11 protein-coding genes are annotated in these 16,208 nt (G+C 61.0%); 6 read left to right on the top strand and 5 right to left on the bottom strand.

The features are described from left to right. Positions 1-105: 105 nt before the first annotated feature. On the top strand, positions 106-2,028 hold the full coding sequence (locus J1G18_RS02055) for an acetyl-CoA hydrolase/transferase C-terminal domain-containing protein (protein WP_223007019.1): 1,923 nt from the start codon (positions 106-108) through the stop codon (positions 2,026-2,028). Positions 2,029-2,157: 129 nt separating this feature from the next. On the opposite strand, the gene J1G18_RS02050 is transcribed toward J1G18_RS02055, so the two are convergent. Together J1G18_RS02050 and rep are read right to left on the bottom strand one after the other, a co-directional pair. Further along, positions 2,158-2,730, bottom strand: coding sequence for a xanthine phosphoribosyltransferase (locus J1G18_RS02050; protein ID WP_007962388.1), 573 nt, complete (start codon positions 2,728-2,730; stop codon positions 2,158-2,160). A 55-nt stretch (positions 2,731-2,785) separates the two neighbouring features. Continuing rightward, the gene (gene rep / locus J1G18_RS02045; RefSeq protein WP_027610430.1) at positions 2,786-4,795 is read right to left on the bottom strand and encodes a DNA helicase Rep; all 2,010 of its coding nucleotides are present in this window, start codon (positions 4,793-4,795) and stop codon (positions 2,786-2,788) included. Between the two features lie 254 nt (positions 4,796-5,049). Here rep and J1G18_RS02040 point away from each other — a divergent pair, with 254 nt between their 5' ends. Next, the gene (locus J1G18_RS02040) at positions 5,050-6,723 is read left to right on the top strand and encodes a putative bifunctional diguanylate cyclase/phosphodiesterase (RefSeq protein ID WP_223007018.1); all 1,674 of its coding nucleotides are present in this window, start codon (positions 5,050-5,052) and stop codon (positions 6,721-6,723) included. A gap of 127 nt (positions 6,724-6,850) precedes the next feature. Here the strand turns inward: J1G18_RS02040 and J1G18_RS02035 are convergent, their stop codons facing one another. Beyond that, positions 6,851-8,248 carry a NorM family multidrug efflux MATE transporter gene (locus J1G18_RS02035; protein ID WP_223007017.1) on the bottom strand — a complete coding sequence of 466 codons (1,398 nt, stop codon included), beginning with the start codon at positions 8,246-8,248 and terminating at the stop codon, positions 6,851-6,853. A 159-nt stretch (positions 8,249-8,407) separates the two neighbouring features. Here J1G18_RS02035 and J1G18_RS02030 point away from each other — a divergent pair, with 159 nt between their 5' ends. The 3 genes from J1G18_RS02030 to J1G18_RS02020 all read left to right on the top strand — a co-directional run bounded on the left by J1G18_RS02030 (position 8,408) and on the right by J1G18_RS02020 (position 12,920). Further along, the gene (locus J1G18_RS02030) at positions 8,408-9,328 is read left to right on the top strand and encodes a LysR substrate-binding domain-containing protein (protein WP_047596753.1); all 921 of its coding nucleotides are present in this window, start codon (positions 8,408-8,410) and stop codon (positions 9,326-9,328) included. A gap of 181 nt (positions 9,329-9,509) precedes the next feature. Beyond that, positions 9,510-11,486 (top strand): methyl-accepting chemotaxis protein, encoded by a 1,977-nt coding sequence (locus J1G18_RS02025; RefSeq protein ID WP_027610434.1) that lies wholly within the window; start codon positions 9,510-9,512, stop codon positions 11,484-11,486. A 219-nt stretch (positions 11,487-11,705) separates the two neighbouring features. Next, entirely contained in the window at positions 11,706-12,920 is a 1,215-nt protein-coding gene (locus J1G18_RS02020; RefSeq protein ID WP_098966246.1) for an aldose 1-epimerase family protein, read from the top strand. Here J1G18_RS02020 and J1G18_RS02015 read toward each other — a convergent pair. Further along, the gene (locus tag J1G18_RS02015; RefSeq protein WP_223007016.1) at positions 12,917-14,410 is read right to left on the bottom strand and encodes a YifB family Mg chelatase-like AAA ATPase; all 1,494 of its coding nucleotides are present in this window, start codon (positions 14,408-14,410) and stop codon (positions 12,917-12,919) included. The genes J1G18_RS02020 and J1G18_RS02015 overlap by 4 nt on opposite strands. A 763-nt stretch (positions 14,411-15,173) precedes the next feature. Continuing rightward, positions 15,174-15,434: an accessory factor UbiK family protein gene (locus J1G18_RS02010; RefSeq protein WP_007920416.1), complete on the bottom strand. Its 261-nt coding sequence runs from the start codon at positions 15,432-15,434 to the stop codon at positions 15,174-15,176. A gap of 413 nt (positions 15,435-15,847) precedes the next feature. Between J1G18_RS02010 and glnK the strand changes: the two genes are divergently transcribed. Beyond that, positions 15,848-16,186: a P-II family nitrogen regulator gene (gene glnK / locus J1G18_RS02005; protein ID WP_002555808.1), complete on the top strand. Its 339-nt coding sequence runs from the start codon at positions 15,848-15,850 to the stop codon at positions 16,184-16,186. The last annotated feature ends 22 nt before the right edge of the window (positions 16,187-16,208 follow it).

The following is a 16,208-nucleotide window of genomic DNA, read 5'->3' as shown; positions in this document are numbered from 1 at the left end:
GGACGGTTTTTTTGTGCCTGCGATTCACGGCTTTCGCTGTCCTTTGCAGCAAAGTCGAGGCAAGCTCGGTCTACCCCTATTCACGGAACGGGCAGGAGGCTTCAGATGGTGCAGTTGTGTTCGATCGAACAGGCAGTGGACGAGGTGCTTGCACGCCTGCCGGCGCATATCCACATGGGCATGCCGCTGGGCTTGGGCAAGCCCAATCACTTCGTCAACGCGCTGTACCGGCGGATCAAGGATTTGCCCGAACGACAGCTGACGATGTACACCGCGCTGTGCCTGGGGCGGCCGACGCTGGGCGACGGTCTGCAGAAGCGCTTCATCGAACCCTTCGTCGAGCGCGTGTTCGGCGACTACCCCGAATTCGATTTCCTCGCCGATCTGCAGCGTGACAGCCTGCCCGCCAACATCCGCATCGAACAGTTCTTCATGCAGCCCGGCAGCCTGCTCAACAGCGCGCCGGCTCAGCAGGACTACGTCAGCAGCAACTACAGCCACGCCGCCCGCGATATCAATGCCGCCGGCCTCAATCTGGTGGCGCAATTGCTCGCCAGCAGCAGCGAACATCCCGATCGCCTGAGCCTGAGCTGCAACCCGGACATCACCCTCGACCTGTTGCCGATGATCGCCAAGCGCCGCGACGCCGGGGAGACCATTCTGCTGGTCGGTCAAGTGCACACCTATCTGCCGTACATGCCCGGCGATGCCGAAGTCGATATCGACACCTTCGACCTGCTGATCGACGCGAAGGACAGCAGCACGCTGTTTTCCACGCCGAACATGCCGGTGGGTTTTCAGGATCACTTCATCGGTTTGCACGCCAGCACCCTGGTGCGCGACGGCGGCACCTTGCAGATCGGCATCGGTTCGATGGGCGACGCGCTCACGGCCGCATTGCTCGCGCGGCAGGCGGACAACGCTGGTTACCAAGCCTTGCTCAACGACATCAATCTCAGCCAGTGGGCGCAGTTGATCGAGCGCGAGGGCGGTACTGCGCCATTCGCCAAGGGTTTGTATGGCTGCAGCGAAATGTTCGTCAACGGTCTGCTGGTGCTGGCCGATGCCGGGATCATCCGGCGCAAGGTCTACCCCGACGTGCACACTCAGGAGCAGGCCAACGCCGGCACCCTCGATGAGTCGGCGCAGACCGATGGCATCTCGGTGCACGGCGGCTTCTTCCTCGGCCCGCGCAGTTTCTACGAGCGCCTGCGCGAGCTGCCGCTGAGCAAGCGCCTCGAATTCAACATGACCCGCATCAGCTACATCAACGAGCTGTACGGGCAGGAAGAGCTCAAGCGCTTGCAGCGTCTCGATGCGCGATTCATCAACACCGTGTTCACTATGACGCTGATGGGCGCGGGTGTGGCCGATCAATTGGAAGACGGGCGGGTGCTCAGCGGTGTCGGCGGGCAATACAATTTTGTCGCCCAGGGCCACGCGCTGCACGATGCGCGCTCGATTCTGATCCTGCGCAGCTGGCGCGAGTCCGGCGGCGAGGTCAGCTCGAACATCGTCTGGGAGTACGGGCATTGCACGATTCCACGGCACCTGCGCGACATCGTGGTCACCGAATACGGCATTGCCGATCTGCGCGGCAAGACCGATGCGGTGGTAATCGAGTCGTTGCTGAACATCAGCGATTCACGCTTCCAGCCAGAACTGATCGAGCAGGCGCAGAAGGTCGGCAAACTGCCGAAGGATTTCCGCCTCGATCCGCGTTTCGCGGAGAACACCCCGCAACGCTTGCAGGCGATCGCCGCGAAGCATCCGAACCTGTTTCCGGAATATCCGCTGGGCTGTGATTTCACCGCGATCGAGCGGGATCTGCTGCGGGCGCTGAACTGGCTCAAGAGCAAGTTCAAGCTGAGCGAGATCTTGGAGCTGGGCAAGGCTGCGCTGGATGCGCCGGAGGCTTCGACGTTCCCCGAACACCTTGAACGTATGCAACTGACCAACCCGGAAGGCCTGAAAGAAGACCTTTTCCAGCGCTTGCTCCTTACCGGCCTCAAAGCCACCGCGCAGTAACGGCTCACCCCAAAACCAACTGTGGGAGCGGGCTTGCTCGCGAAGGCGTCGTGTCAGTCAAAGAATAGCTCGACTGACACGACGCCTTCGCGAGCAAGCCCGCTCCCACAGGGGGTAATGCGGTGTGGCTTATTCGATGAAGGTAACGACGCCATCCTTCAGCGATTTCACGCGGGCCAGCGATTCAACGCGATAGCCCTGCGAATCCAGCTCGGCACGGCCGCCCTGGAACGACTTCTCGATCACGATGCCCAGACCGGCGACGGTGGCGCCAGCCTGTTTGATGATCGAGATCAGCGCCTGCGAAGCCTTACCGTTGGCCAGGAAGTCGTCGATGATCAGCACGCGGTCGCTGCTGGTCAGGTGACGCGGCGAGATGGCCACGGTGCTTTCGGTCTTCTTGGTGAACGAGTAAACGGTCGCCGACAGCAGGTTTTCGGTCAGGGTCAGGGACTGTTGCTTGCGGGCGAAGATCACCGGCACGCCGAGGTTCAGACCGGTCATGATCGCCGGAGCGATGCCCGAGGCTTCGATGGTGACGATCTTGGTGATGCCCGAATCCTTGAACAGCGTGGCGAATTCGTCGCCGATCAGCTTCATCAGGGCCGGGTCGATCTGGTGGTTCAGGAAGGCGTCGACTTTCAGGACCTGGTCGGAAAGCACGATGCCTTGTTCGCGGATTTTCTGCTGCAATGCTTCCATGAAGCTGTCCTCGTTCAGCGCTTGTGCGCCCTAAGCTTTAAAAAAGTGGTCAATTCTAGCGCTTTAACATCGCGCGTATATCAGCCAATGCGCTATTGCCGCGCACGGCTTTGACTTCGGTCGGTGTGTCGTCGTTGCCTTCCCACGCCAGGTCGTCCGGCGGCAGCTCATCGAGGAAGCGGCTTGGCGCGCAGTCGATGATCTCGCCGTACTGTTTACGCTTGGCGGCGAAGGTGAACGCCAGGGTCTGACGGGCGCGGGTGATACCCACGTAGGCCAGGCGGCGTTCCTCCTCGATGGTGTCGGCTTCGATGCTGGAGCGGTGCGGGAGGATTTCCTCTTCCATGCCCATGATGAACACGTAAGGGAATTCCAGGCCCTTGGACGCATGCAGGGTCATCATCTGCACGCCTTCGGCGCCGTCCTCTTCTTCCTGCTGCCGCTCGAGCATGTCGCGCAGGACCAGTTTGCCAATGGCGTCCTCGACGGTCATTTCGCCGTCTTCGTCTTTTTCCAGGGTGTTCTTCAAGGCCTCGATCAGAAACCAGACGTTGCTCATCCGGTAGTCCGCAGCCTTGTCGCTGGAACTGTTGGTGCGCAGCCAGTTCTCGTAGTCGATGTCCATGACCATGCTGCGCAGCGCCGAGATCGGGTCTTCGCCGGCACACTGCTCACGGACCTTGTCCATGAAGCGCTTGAAGCGCGACAGGCGATCGGTGAAGCGGCTGTCCAGATGCTCGCCCAGACCGATTTCGTCGGTGGCGGCGTACATCGAGATCTTGCGTTCGGTGGCGTAGTTGCCGAGTTTTTCCAGGGTGGTCGAGCCGATTTCCCGGCGCGGCACGTTGATCACGCGCAGGAAGGCGTTGTCGTCGTCCGGGTTCACGATCAGGCGGAAGTAGGCCATCAGGTCCTTCACTTCCTGACGGCCAAAGAAGCTGTTGCCGCCGCTCAGGCGGTACGGCACCTGGTGGTGCTGCAACTTCAGTTCGATCAGCTTGGCCTGGTAGTTGCCGCGATAGAGGATCGCGAAATCGCTGTACGGGCGGTCGGTACGCAAGTGCAGGCTGAGGATTTCCATGGCCACGCGCTCGGCTTCGGCGTCCTCGTTGCGGCAGCGGATCACGCGGATCTCGTCGCCGTGGCCCATCTCACTCCACAGCTGTTTTTCGAATTCGTGCGGGTTGTTCGAGATCAGCACGTTGGCGCAGCGCAGGATGCGGCTGGTGGAGCGGTAGTTCTGCTCGAGCATCACCACTTTCAGCGACGGGTAGTCATCCTTGAGCAGCATCAGGTTTTCCGGCCGTGCGCCGCGCCAGGCGTAGATCGACTGGTCGTCGTCGCCCACCACGGTGAACTGATTGCGCTTGCCGATCAGCATCTTCACCAGCAGGTACTGGCTGGCGTTGGTGTCCTGGTATTCGTCGACCAGCAGGTAACGCACCTTGTTCTGCCACTTTTCGAGGATGTCGGCGTGCTCTTCGAAGAGCTTTACCGGCAGCAGGATCAGGTCGTCGAAGTCCACCGCGTTGAACGCCTTGAGCGTGCGCTGATAGTGGGTGTAGACGATGGCGGCAGTCTGTTCTTTCGGATTGCGCGCGTTTTCCAGCGCCTGGGCCGGCAGGATCAGGTCGTTTTTCCAGGCGCCGATCATGTTCTTGATCTCGTCGACGCCGTCGTCGCCTGCGTATTCCTTCTGCATGATGTCGGTCATCAGGGCTTTGACGTCGGTCTCGTCGAAGATCGAGAAACCGGGTTTGTAGCCCAGCCGCGCATGCTCCTTGCGGATGATGTTCAGGCCCAGGTTGTGGAAGGTGCAGACCGTCAGGCCGCGACCTTCGCCGGCACGCAGCAGGGTGCCGACCCGCTCCTTCATCTCGCGCGCGGCCTTGTTGGTAAAGGTCATGGCGACGATGTACTGGGCGCGGATGCCGCAGTTCTGGATCAGGTGCGCGATCTTGCGGGTGATCACGCTGGTCTTGCCGGAGCCAGCGCCGGCGAGCACCAATAGAGGGCCGCCGACGTAGTTCACGGCTTCTTGCTGCCGGGGATTGAGTCGGGACATACGAAAATTCGGGAGTCGTTGACGAAATGGGCCGGCATTTTAACAGGCTCAGCGATTTGTGCTGCTCTGTCCGACTTGTGACGTACCACGCGATTCAAATTTGCCGGTTTTGTTACTTTCGCGGAGGATACACGGTGATTTTGCGGCTAATGTTCTCATTCGTGACACAAAATAACGTTCTGATAATCGTTGTCATTGAACATCGCAACGGCATAATGCCCCGCCCACATCATTGCAGAGTCTAGGGAGCTAGCTTGTCTACGCCTGTCGAACCCTTGCGTTTGCTGCTACTGGCCGAAGAGCCAGCGTGGACAGCGTTATTGCGCGAGTGTCTGGCTCCGATGGGGAGCGCGGCGGTGCTGATCAGTGCGCCGAGCTGGGAGTCGGTCAGCAGTCTGTTCGAAGACAATCGTCACGCGGTGTTGTTGACCGTTCCCGCGTTGCAGCCGGCCCCGGGCCGTTGCAGCCTGCCGACGGTGTTGCTGCTGGATCACGAGCCGGTCACCGCGCCGGTTGGCGTCAGTGACTGGCTGGTGTTCGACGCCCTCGACGCCGGCATGCTGCGCCGTTGTCTGCGCCATGTGCGTGAACGCGGCGTTCTCGAAAACACCCTGCAACGCCTGGCCGAACAGGATCCTCTGACCGGCATCGCCAACCGCCAGGGCTTCCAGACCCTGCTCGCGGCGCGCCTGGCGGAAAACGACGGCCGTGGTCTGGCCCTCGGGCATCTCGATCTCGACAACTTCCGTCACGCCAACGACGCCCTCGGTCATCAGGCCGGCGATCGCTTGATCTTGCAGGTCGTCGCGCGGCTGAAAAGTCAGCTTGAGGCCGGGGATCAACTGGCGCGCCTCGGTAGCGACGAATTCGCCCTGCTGATCGACACCCGTCGCGCGCCGCAACGCGCCGAGTGGATGGCCGAACGCATTACCGAAGCCCTCGCCGAACCGTATTGGGTCGATGGCGAAAGCCTGTTGATCGGCTCCAGCCTCGGCATCGCCCATGCCCGTGCGCAGGGCGGCGCCGACCCGCTGATGTGGCACGCGCACATCGCCATGCAGCAGGCCAAGAGCACGCAGGGCTGCACCTTCCATATCTTCAACGAACGCATCAACCGCAACGCCCGGAGCATGGCCGACCTCGAAAGCGAGTTGCGCCGGGCTTTGCGCCGCGATGAGCTGGAGCTGCACTACCAGCCACGGCTGAATCTTGCAGACGGGCAGATCGTCGGCCTCGAAGCCCTGGTGCGCTGGCGCCATGGCGAACGCGGCCTGTTGCCGCCCAGCGAATTCGTGCCATTGGCCGAGCAGAGCGGTTTGATCGTGCCGCTGGGCTACTGGGTGATTTCCCGCGCGTTGCGCGACATGCAGGCACTGCGCGAGCGCGGGCTGCCGGCGCTGCACATGGCGATCAACCTGTCGTTCCGCCAGTTTCAGGACAGCCAGTTGCTGCCGACGCTCAGTCGGCTGATTGCCGAGCGCGGGGTCGAGGCGCAGTGGCTGGAATTTGAACTCACCGAAACCGCCGTGATGCGCCGCAGCGATCTGGTCAAACAGACCATGGACGCCCTCGGCCGTCTCGGCGTGCGTTTCTCGCTGGATGACTTCGGCACCGGGTTCTCCTCGTTCGTGCACCTCAACAGCCTGCCGATCACCTTGCTGAAGATCGACAAAAGCTTTGTCGGCGGCATGGAGCAGCGCGAAGAGAACCGCAAACTGGTGCACGCGATGATCAACCTTGCGCACAACCTGCACCTGGAAGTGGTGGCCGAGGGGGTGGAGACCCCGGAGCAACTGGATCTGCTGCGCGGGTTTGGCTGTGATCAGGTGCAGGGTTATCTGATCAGCCGGCCGTTGCCGTTGGCAGAGCTGGTTGAATACCTGACCTTCGGCTCTAGCCAGCAGCCAGCCCTCGAGATCGTCAGTTGAACGCAATCTCCGGGTTAGGCATGAATCCCTGTGGGAGCGGGCTTGCTCGCGAAGGCGTCGTGTCAGTCAAAGCATAGGCTGCCTGACCCACCGCTTTCGCGAGCAAGCCCGCTCCCACAAGGGAATCTCAGTCTGCCTGAGCGACTGTGTACTGGTTTGATGACAGAGGTTCGCGCTGAATCATCCGCTTCATCTTCCATTCAAACGCCAGCGTCAGGCTCACCGCCGCGCAGGCCAGGCCCAGCGCCAATCCCCACCAGACGCCCGTCGGCCCCCAGTTCAGGTGGAACGCCATCCACCACGCCGCCGGTGCGCCAATCAACCAATAACAAGCAAGGCCAACCAGAAACGTGGTTTTCGCATCCTTGAGTCCACGGATGCAGCCCATGGCGATGGTCTGCGTGCCGTCAAACAGCTCGAACCACGCCGCCACCGCCAGCAGGCTCACCGCCAGACGAATCACTTCGGCAAAGGCCGGATCGTTGTGATCAAGGAACAACCCGACCAACTGATTCGGCAACAGCCAGAACACCATGGCAAAACCCAGCATCACCACCGCACCGAAAACGATGCCGACCCGGCCGGACATCCGCGCATCGCTCAGTTGCCCGGCGCCGTAGTGCTGGCCGACGCGCATGGTGATCGCGTAGGACATCCCCGCCGGCACCATGAACGCCACCGAAACGATCTGCAGAGCGATCTGGTGTGCGCCGAGTTGCGTGCTGCCCATGGTGCCCATGCACAGCGCCGCGAAGGCAAACAGGCCGACTTCCACCGCGTAGGTACCGCCAATCGGCAGGCCGAGGCGCCACAGTTCTTTCAGGTACTGACGATTTGGTCGTGACAGGCCGGCGCGCAATGGGTAGGCGTCGTAGGCCGGGTGCCGGCGAATGTGCCAGGCGAGGGCCAGCGCCATGCAGTTGGCAACGATTGCCGTGACCAGACCGATGCCGGTCAACCCCAGTTTCGGCAGGCCGAACATGCCGGTGATCAGTGCGTAATTGAGCAGGAAGTTGGCCACGGTGCCGCCGAGGCTGATGACCATCACCGGGGTCGCCCGGCCGATCGCACTGGTGAAACCGCGCAGGGCCATGAAGCTCAGATAGCCGGGCAGGGCGAAGGGCAGAGCGATCAAAAATTGTCCAGCGGCGTTGACGTTGGTTTCGGTCTGGCCGAACAGCAGCAACACCGGTTTCAGATTCCACAACAGCAACCCGGCGCCGAGCGCCATCAGCCACGCCAGCCACAGCCCAGCCTGGGTCAGGCGTGCCGCGCCGATGATGTCGCCGGCGCCCTGACGGATCGCCACCAGCGTGCCGACCGCTGCAATCACGCCGATGCAGAAAATCGACACGAACGAGTAACTCGCCGCGCCCAGTCCGCCGCCGGCCAGGGCTTCGGGGCTGAGGCGCGCCATCATCAGGGTGTCGGTCAGCACCATCAACATGTGCGCCAACTGTGAAGCGATCAACGGCCCTGCCAGCCGCAGGAGGGCCCAGAGTTCGGTACGCACAGGATGCTGCATGGTCATCACCACCCATCAATCAGAGGGAACAAGAGACCGTCGATTCTCGGCGCTTGGCAGGGTTTGCACAAAAGGATAAAAAGGATGGGTGGCATGATTAAAACTCATCATGAGTAAACCTCGCCGGGGTGGCCGGATGCCGCTAAAGGAGCTTTGTGTATGTCCCGTCGTCTTCCTCCCTTGTATGCCCTGCGCGCATTCGAAGCGGCGGCGCGGCATAGCTCGTTCACCCGGGCGGCCGAGGAATTGTCGATCACCCAGAGTGCAGTCAGCCGGCACATCAAGACGCTGGAAGAACATTTCGCCTGCAAGCTGTTTCATCGCAGTGGGCGCAACCTGCAACTGACGGAGTCGGCGCGGCTGCTGTTGCCCGGCATTCGCGATGGTTTTGCGGCGCTGGAGCGCGCCTGCAACACCTTGCGCGCCGAAGACGACATTCTGCGCATGAAAGCGCCGTCGACCCTGACCATGCGCTGGCTGCTGGCCCGGCTCAGCCGTTTTCGTCACTTACAGCCCGGCAACGAAGTGCAACTGACCAGTGCCTGGATGGACGTGGATTCGGTGGACTTCAACAACGAGCCGTTCGACTGCGCGGTGCTGCTGAGCGATGGGCACTTCCCGCCGGACTGGGAGGCCAGCCTGCTGTTTCCCGAGGAATTGATTCCTGTCGGCGCGCCGAACCTGCTGAATGACCAGCCGTGGGATGTGGCGCGGCTGGCCTCCACGGAGTTGCTGCATCCGACCCCGGATCGGCGTGACTGGCGCAGTTGGCTGGAGCACATGGGCCTGTCCGATCAGGTGTCGCTCAAGGGTGGGCAGGTGTTCGATACCCTCGAACTGGGGATGATCGCCGCGGCGCGAGGCTACGGGGTGTCGATGGGCGATCTGCTGATGGTCGCCGAAGATGTGGCGCAAGGAAGACTGAGCCTGCCATGGCCGACCGCGGTCGCCAGCGGACTGAATTATTACCTGGTGTGGCCAAAAACCCGTCCGGGAGGTGAACGTTTGCGCCGTCTCAGCGACTTCCTGCAAGGCGAAGTGCGAGCCATGGCGTTGCCGGTGGTCAAGCGCTTGAGCTGAAACGTTAGAGCCGCCACAATGCCGGCCTTGTGCCATAACCCTGCTGTTCGCTCAAGTATTCGGCTTTACCGCCGAATACGTGCATGTGGAACCCTCGTGCAGGTATCCACGATTCACCCCCATTAGAAAATTATCCGAGCTGCGATCAAGGAGGATCGGCAAGTTCGGCCAGGAGCTGTCCATGTCTCAACCTCGCGCTCGGATCGCCTCGCAGCTGGGCCTCGCGCTCGCCGTGATACTGGCGATCGTCATCAGCGGCAGTACGGTGTTCGCCCTGCGTTCGCTGGATTCCGCCAACCTCGCCACCCGTGAAGAGCACCTCGCCAGTGAGGCGCGGCTGCTGGCCGACCAGTTGAGCACTTTCCACGGCACGCTGCGCGAAAGCACCCAGCGCCTGAGCGGGCTGTTCGAGAAACGCTTCAGCGCGGGCCTGAGCATTCACCCGGATGAACCGGTGAACGTCGCCGGCACCCAGACCCCGGGCCTGCACTTGGGCAGCGAAGTGTTGAACAACAACTTCAAGGAAGTCGACGAGTTCAAGCAGATGACCGCCGGCGTTGCCACGCTGTTCGTGCGTAGCGGCGAAGACTTCGTGCGGGTCAGCACCTCGCTGACCAAACAGGACGGCACGCGCGCTATCGGCACTCTGCTCGATCACGCACACCCGGCCTACGCGAAGTTGATGGCGGGTCAGGGTTACGTCGGCCGCGCGCTGCTGTTTGATCGTTCCTACATGACCCAATACACCCCGGTGCGCGATGGCAGCGGCAAAGTGATTGCGGTGTTGTTCGTTGGTTTTGATTACACCGATGCGCAGAACGCCCAGTTCGACAACCTCAAGCGCTTCCGCATCGGCCAGACCGGTTCGCTGGCGCTGCTGGATGAGCAGAACAAATGGTTGGTGGCCCCGGCGGGCGTCCAGGCATTGGATCAGGCGGTTACGGTGATTGGCGCTCTGGCCAAAACCCCTGGCAAAGGTCAGTTCTGGGGCGACAAGAACGAAGATTTCTACAGCGTTTCGGTGCCATTTGACGGTGGGCCGTGGGCGGTGGTGGCGAGTATGCCGAAAGCCGAGATTCGCGCGGTGACCTGGAGCGTCGGCACGCAACTGGCCATCGGCAGCCTGCTGGCGATGCTGTTGGCGGTGGGTTCGGTGGTGTGGTTGCTGCGCAGCAAACTGGCGCCGCTGAGTGATCTGGTGCGTCAGGCCGAAGCGCTGGGCGCAGGTGATCTGAGCGTGCGCCTGAACGTGTCGAGCAACGACGAGATCGGACAGTTGTCCCGTGCGTTCAACCAGATGAGCCAGGCGCTGTCGACGATGGTCGAACACATCCGCCGCTCCTCGGAAGAGGTCAACAGCCGCGCCCAGGCATTGTCCGGTTTGTCCGGTGGTGCCTACGAAGGCATGGAGCAGCAGTCCGGCGAAATCACCAGCATGGCCGGCGCAGTTGAAGAGTTCAGCGCCACCTCGCTGAACATTGCCGACAACATGGGTGCCACCCAGCGTCTGGCCCAGGAAAACGCTCAGCAGACGCAGATCGGTCGTACTTCCATGGACGAAGCGTCTTCGTCGCTTGAGCAAATCGCTGGTGCGTTGAACACCACGGCTACCGTGATCAACACCCTTGGCCAGCGTTCCCAGGAAATCGGCGGCATTGTCAGTGTGATCACCTCGATTGCCGAACAGACCAACCTGCTGGCGCTCAACGCGGCCATCGAAGCGGCCCGTGCCGGTGAACAGGGCCGTGGTTTTGCCGTGGTCGCTGATGAGGTGCGTAACCTGGCGTCGCGCACCCGTCAGGCCACTGATGAAATCTCCGGGATGATTCACAGCATCCAGCAGGAAACCGGCAACGCCATCAGCACCATGGAGCAGGGCAACCTGCTGATGCAGGAAGGCCTGTCGCGCAACGCCAACGTGGCGTCGGCGCTGGCGCGGATCGATGAGCAGAGCCGTTCGGCAGGGCAGCAGTTCGCCGCGATTACCACCGCGACCCAGGAGCAGAGCAGCACGGCTACTTTGCTCAGCAGTAACCTGCAGAGCATTGCGCTGGCCAACAGTGAGCAGCGTGAGGTGGTGTCGAACCTTGCGGTCACCGCCAAAGAGCTTGAAAAGCTGGCGGCGGATCTGCGTTCCGAGGTTGATCGCTTTCGTTGATACAGCCTTGATATAGCTTTCGCGAGCAAGCTCGCTCCCACAGTTTCCGGCGTGAATCACAGATTCTGTGAACACCCGAGATCCCTGTGGGAGCGAGCTTGCTCGCGAATGGATCCCCGCCAGTTCTTGGTAAATCACACGATCGCAAGCTCCATTGCACTTGCTGAAACGTTTCCGCAGCGCTATAAAAATGGCACAACTCCAATAAAGGCTGCTGCCATGACCCCGTTCAAACTCGCCGTTGCATTCGGCGCACTCTCTGCTGCTTCCCACGCCATGGCCTGGGATTACGTACTCCTCGATACCAACAAGCCCGCGCAAAACTGGAGCATTACCAGTGAGCAGCTCGGGTTGAAAACCGACAAGCCTTTCTCCGTGAGTCTGCGAACCTTGCACGGCGGACGACAGGAAGGTGTCAGCATCGTCGATATCGATAACGGCACGATGAAACTCTCGGTGGTGCCGACCCGCGGCATGAATGTCTTGCAGGCGTCGGTTGGTAACGTGCGCATGGGTTGGGATTCGCCGGTCAAGGAAGTGGTCAACCCGGCCTTCATCGAACTCAATGGACGCGGTGGTCTGGGCTGGCTGGAAGGCTTCAATGAGCTGGTGACCCGCTGCGGTTACGAATGGGTCGGCCATCCGGGCATCGACAATGGCGAGATGCTGACCCTGCACGGCCGCGCCGCGAACATTCCGGCCAGCACTGTCACGCTGCACATCGATGAAAAACCACCCTACGCCATCAGTCTGCGCGGTGAACTGAAGGAACAGGCGTTCAAGAAAGTCGATTTCTCGGTCGTCACTGAGCTGGTCACCGAGCCGGGCAGCGTGCGCTTTGCCCTCAACGATACGCTGACCAACAACGGCGATTATCCGAAGGAATACCAGGCGCTGTATCACAGCAACTTCAGTACACCGTTCCTTGAGCAGGGCGCGCGGTTCGCGGCGCCGGTGAAACAGGTCTCGCCGTTCAACGACAAGGCCAAAGCCGAGTTGGCGGACTGGCAGACTTATCGCGGTCCAACCAAGGACTACGACGAAACCGTCTATAACGTCGTGCCCTACGCCGACGCAAAAGGCGAAACCCTGACTGTTTTGCACAACAAGGCTGGCAGCCTCGGTGTCTCTGTTGGCTTCAATACACAGCAGCTGCCAGTGTTTTCCCTGTGGAAAAATACCGATACCCAAGGGCAGGGCTATGTCACTGGGCTTGAGCCGGGCACCAGCTTTTCCTACAACCGCCGCTATCAGCGTCCGCTGAATCTGGTGCCGACCATTGCGCCAAAGGCCAGCCAACAGTTTCAGATCAGCTACAGCCTGCTGGCAGACAAAGGCGCTGTGGATAACGCCTTGAAGCGCGTGAGCGAAATCCAGGCCGGGCGTGAAACCGAAGTGCGACAGGCGCCGCTGGTGGATCTGACCGAGCATTAAGGCGTCGCCGGCCGGTATTGCAGCGCCTCGGCCAGATGCTCACGGCTGATTGCATCGACTTGCTCAAGGTCTGCCAGGGTTCTGGCGACCTTGAGCAAACGATGAGCTGAGCGTAGTGACAAGGTCAGCCGTTCGCAGGCTGACTCCAGCCATTTCTCATCGGCTGTGGATAACTGGCAGTGCCGCTTCAGGCCTGGCAGATCGAGGAACGCATTGGCACAACGCTGACGCTTTTGCTGGCGTTCGCGTGCCTCGGCCACCACGGCTGCCGCACTGGCGCTGTCCTCGCCTGGCTTCACTGCCGGATTCAACGCCGTCGCTTCCCGCGCCACCGTCAGGTGCAGATCGATCCGATCCAGCAACGGCCCCGATAGCTTGTTGCGGTAGCGCTGCACCATGTCCGGTGTACAAGAGCACTTGCCGCTCGGCTCGCCAAGATATCCACAGGGGCAAGGATTCATTGCCGCCACCAACTGGAAACGCGCGGGAAAGCGTACGCGATCCTTGGCTCGGGCAATCACGATATGCCCGGATTCCAGCGGCTCGCGCAGCACCTCCAGCACCTTGCGATCAAATTCCGGAAGCTCGTCGAGAAACAGCACACCGTGGTGGGCGAGGGTGATCTCGCCGGGTTGCGGTTTCGAGCTGCCACCGACCAGCGCCGGCCCCGATGCAGAATGGTGCGGTTGACGGAATGGTCGCTGCGGCCAATGGGTCAGTGGCACGCCGCTGGCGACCGATTGAATCGCCGCCACTTCCAGCGCCTCGCATTCGGAGAGTGGCGGCAGCAGGCCCGGCAAGCGACTTGCCAACAAGGTCTTGCCGGTCCCCGGCGGCCCGCTGAACAACAGGTTGTGTGCGCCCGCCGCCGCGATCAGCAGCGCCCGTTTCGCGGCCATCTGTCCTTGCACCTCATTGAGGTCGGGATAAGGTTTCGCCGCATGGATCAGCCCGTCCGAGACATAAGGCTCGACCGGCGTATGCCCGTTGAAATGCGCCACTGCCTCCAGCAGATGATCCACCGCAAACACCTTCAAACCCGAAGCAAGGCACGCTTCCTCGGCATTCGCCCGCGGCACCACCAGTGCCCGCCCGGCCTTGCGCGCCGCCAGTGCCGCCGGCAACACCCCGCGTACCGGCCGCACAGCGCCGGACAACGCCAGTTCACCAAGGCATTCCACATCATCCAGCGTCAGACACGGCACCTGCACACTCGCCGACAGAATCCCCAAGGCAATCGCCAGATCAAAGCGCCCGCCATCCTTGGGCAAGTCCGCCGGCGCCAGATTCAAGGTGATCCGCCGCGCCGGAAACTGCAGCCCGGAATTGATGATCGCGCTGCGCACGCGATCCTTGCTCTCCTTTACCGCCGCTTCAGGCAGGCCGACCATGGTCAGCGAGGGCAGACCGTTGGCGAGATGGACTTCGACGGTGACAGCGGGAGCATCCACGCCAACCTGGGCGCGGCTGTGGACGATGGAGAGGGACATGGTCGTTCCTTGAGCTGAATCGGGGACCGCTTCCTGCGGGTTTTTGAAGGGTAGTTGGGGAAGGGCGATCAGGCGGGGGCGAACTTTCACTGGATGTTGCGGGAAAGCGGTCAACCAATTTCGAGGCGAAAAAAAACCGCCTTGAGGAGACGGTTTTCAGTTTGCAGGCTTCGGTGAGGCCAAGGCCTGCGTATCCTTTGCGGACACACTCACGTGCGATCAGGTTATGCATGTTTGCTCATTGGCGCAAGTATCAGATGGGCTTGAAAGGGGGGCAACGGTCCCGTTGATAGCGCCTCATAACGACTTGATACAAGTTGTTTAAATCGCTTTCTAAGGGCTGTCATAAAGTCCGCAATGACGATGCCCACTCATGGGGTATTCGCGAAGTGTGGCCGGGAGCGCAAAGACTTCATGTTCCTCGACACGGTGTGAGACCCGTGCCGGTGCTGTATTTGAGGAACCCACACCCGGCCGCCTTGGCGGACATACTCACGTGTAGTCCCGAAGGTGTTCGTACGCCGGAAAGTGCATCGGAGGTTTGGCCCCACGCAAGGAGGGCCAAAGTATGTCTAAGTTTCTTAAACATATGTGGCGCCTCGTCAGAATCGCGCTATGGGCTTTTCGCCTGTACGAGTTTCTGCGAGACCGTTGGAATAATTCGTTGTAGAGGATTGATCTGACGGAAACCGCTCCTGCCTCGGCAGGAGCGGTTTAATTTCTTTCGCAAACTTCAAGGCACTTTGGCTCAGGGTCTGCAGACTTACTCGGCCGGCGGCGTCAGCTTGGCTTCCATCTCGGCGACTTTGGCCTCAAGGCTTTCGAGGCGAGCACGGGTACGCGCCAATACAACCATCTGACTATCAAACTCTTCACGGCTCACCAAATCGAGTTTGCTGAACGCACTCTGCAGCAGCATCTTGAACTGGCTTTCGATTTCGGCTTTCGGCAGCGGGGTGTCGCCGCTGAACAGGCGGGAGGCGGTGCCGCTCAGGGCGTCGAGGAAGTCTTTGGGCGCGAGCATGGAATGTGTCCTGTAAACAGTGGCGGGCAGTGTATCACGCAGTGTCTATAGTCATTGACGCAGGCACGGATGCACGCTTTTCGCGCAAGCGGACGGACGGCAGCGCACCGTTGTTGTGCGTAACCGTCGGGGCTTTTTTGCGCGGGCGCCTGTGGCAGCGGCCAAGGGCTTGAAATCAGAGGAATTTGGCGAGATGGCAAGCTTTCTGCTTAGTCGGTAGTGACCCATGCACTGATGCAGTCGCTGTGACGAATGCAGTGCGGCAGGCGGGACGGGGAGTTTCGCCGGCAGCGGTTAGCTGGCGTCAGTCGGGCAGGTAAGGCCGACGATGCGTTACAAAGCCAGGCACTGCGCTTAGACTTGAGTCGGGTTTGTTTTCCTGGGGCAAGTCCACCAATTCGGGAGAGAGTTTCATGAAGCTAGTCACTGCCATCATCAAGCCGTTCAAGTTGGACGACGTGCGCGAGTCGCTGTCCGAAATCGGCGTGCAGGGCATTACCGTTACTGAAGTCAAAGGCTTCGGCCGGCAGAAGGGTCACACCGAGCTGTATCGCGGCGCGGAGTATGTGGTCGATTTTCTGCCCAAGGTGAAAATCGACGTTGCTATCGACGACAAGGATCTGGATCGGGTTATCGAGGCGATAACCAAGGCTGCCAACACCGGCAAGATCGGTGACGGCAAGATCTTCGTGGTCAATCTGGAACAGGCGATCCGCATCCGTACCGGCGAAACCGATACCGACGCGATCTAAACGCCGCCACAAACCCAACGCC

Origin of the sequence: Pseudomonas sp. MIS38 (assembly GCF_019891575.1) — a bacterium.
In the GTDB taxonomy this organism is placed as follows: domain Bacteria; phylum Pseudomonadota; class Gammaproteobacteria; order Pseudomonadales; family Pseudomonadaceae; genus Aquipseudomonas; species Aquipseudomonas putida_A.
Note: the sequence above shows the minus strand (reverse complement) of the source record. Positions and strands in the feature narration are given on the sequence as shown.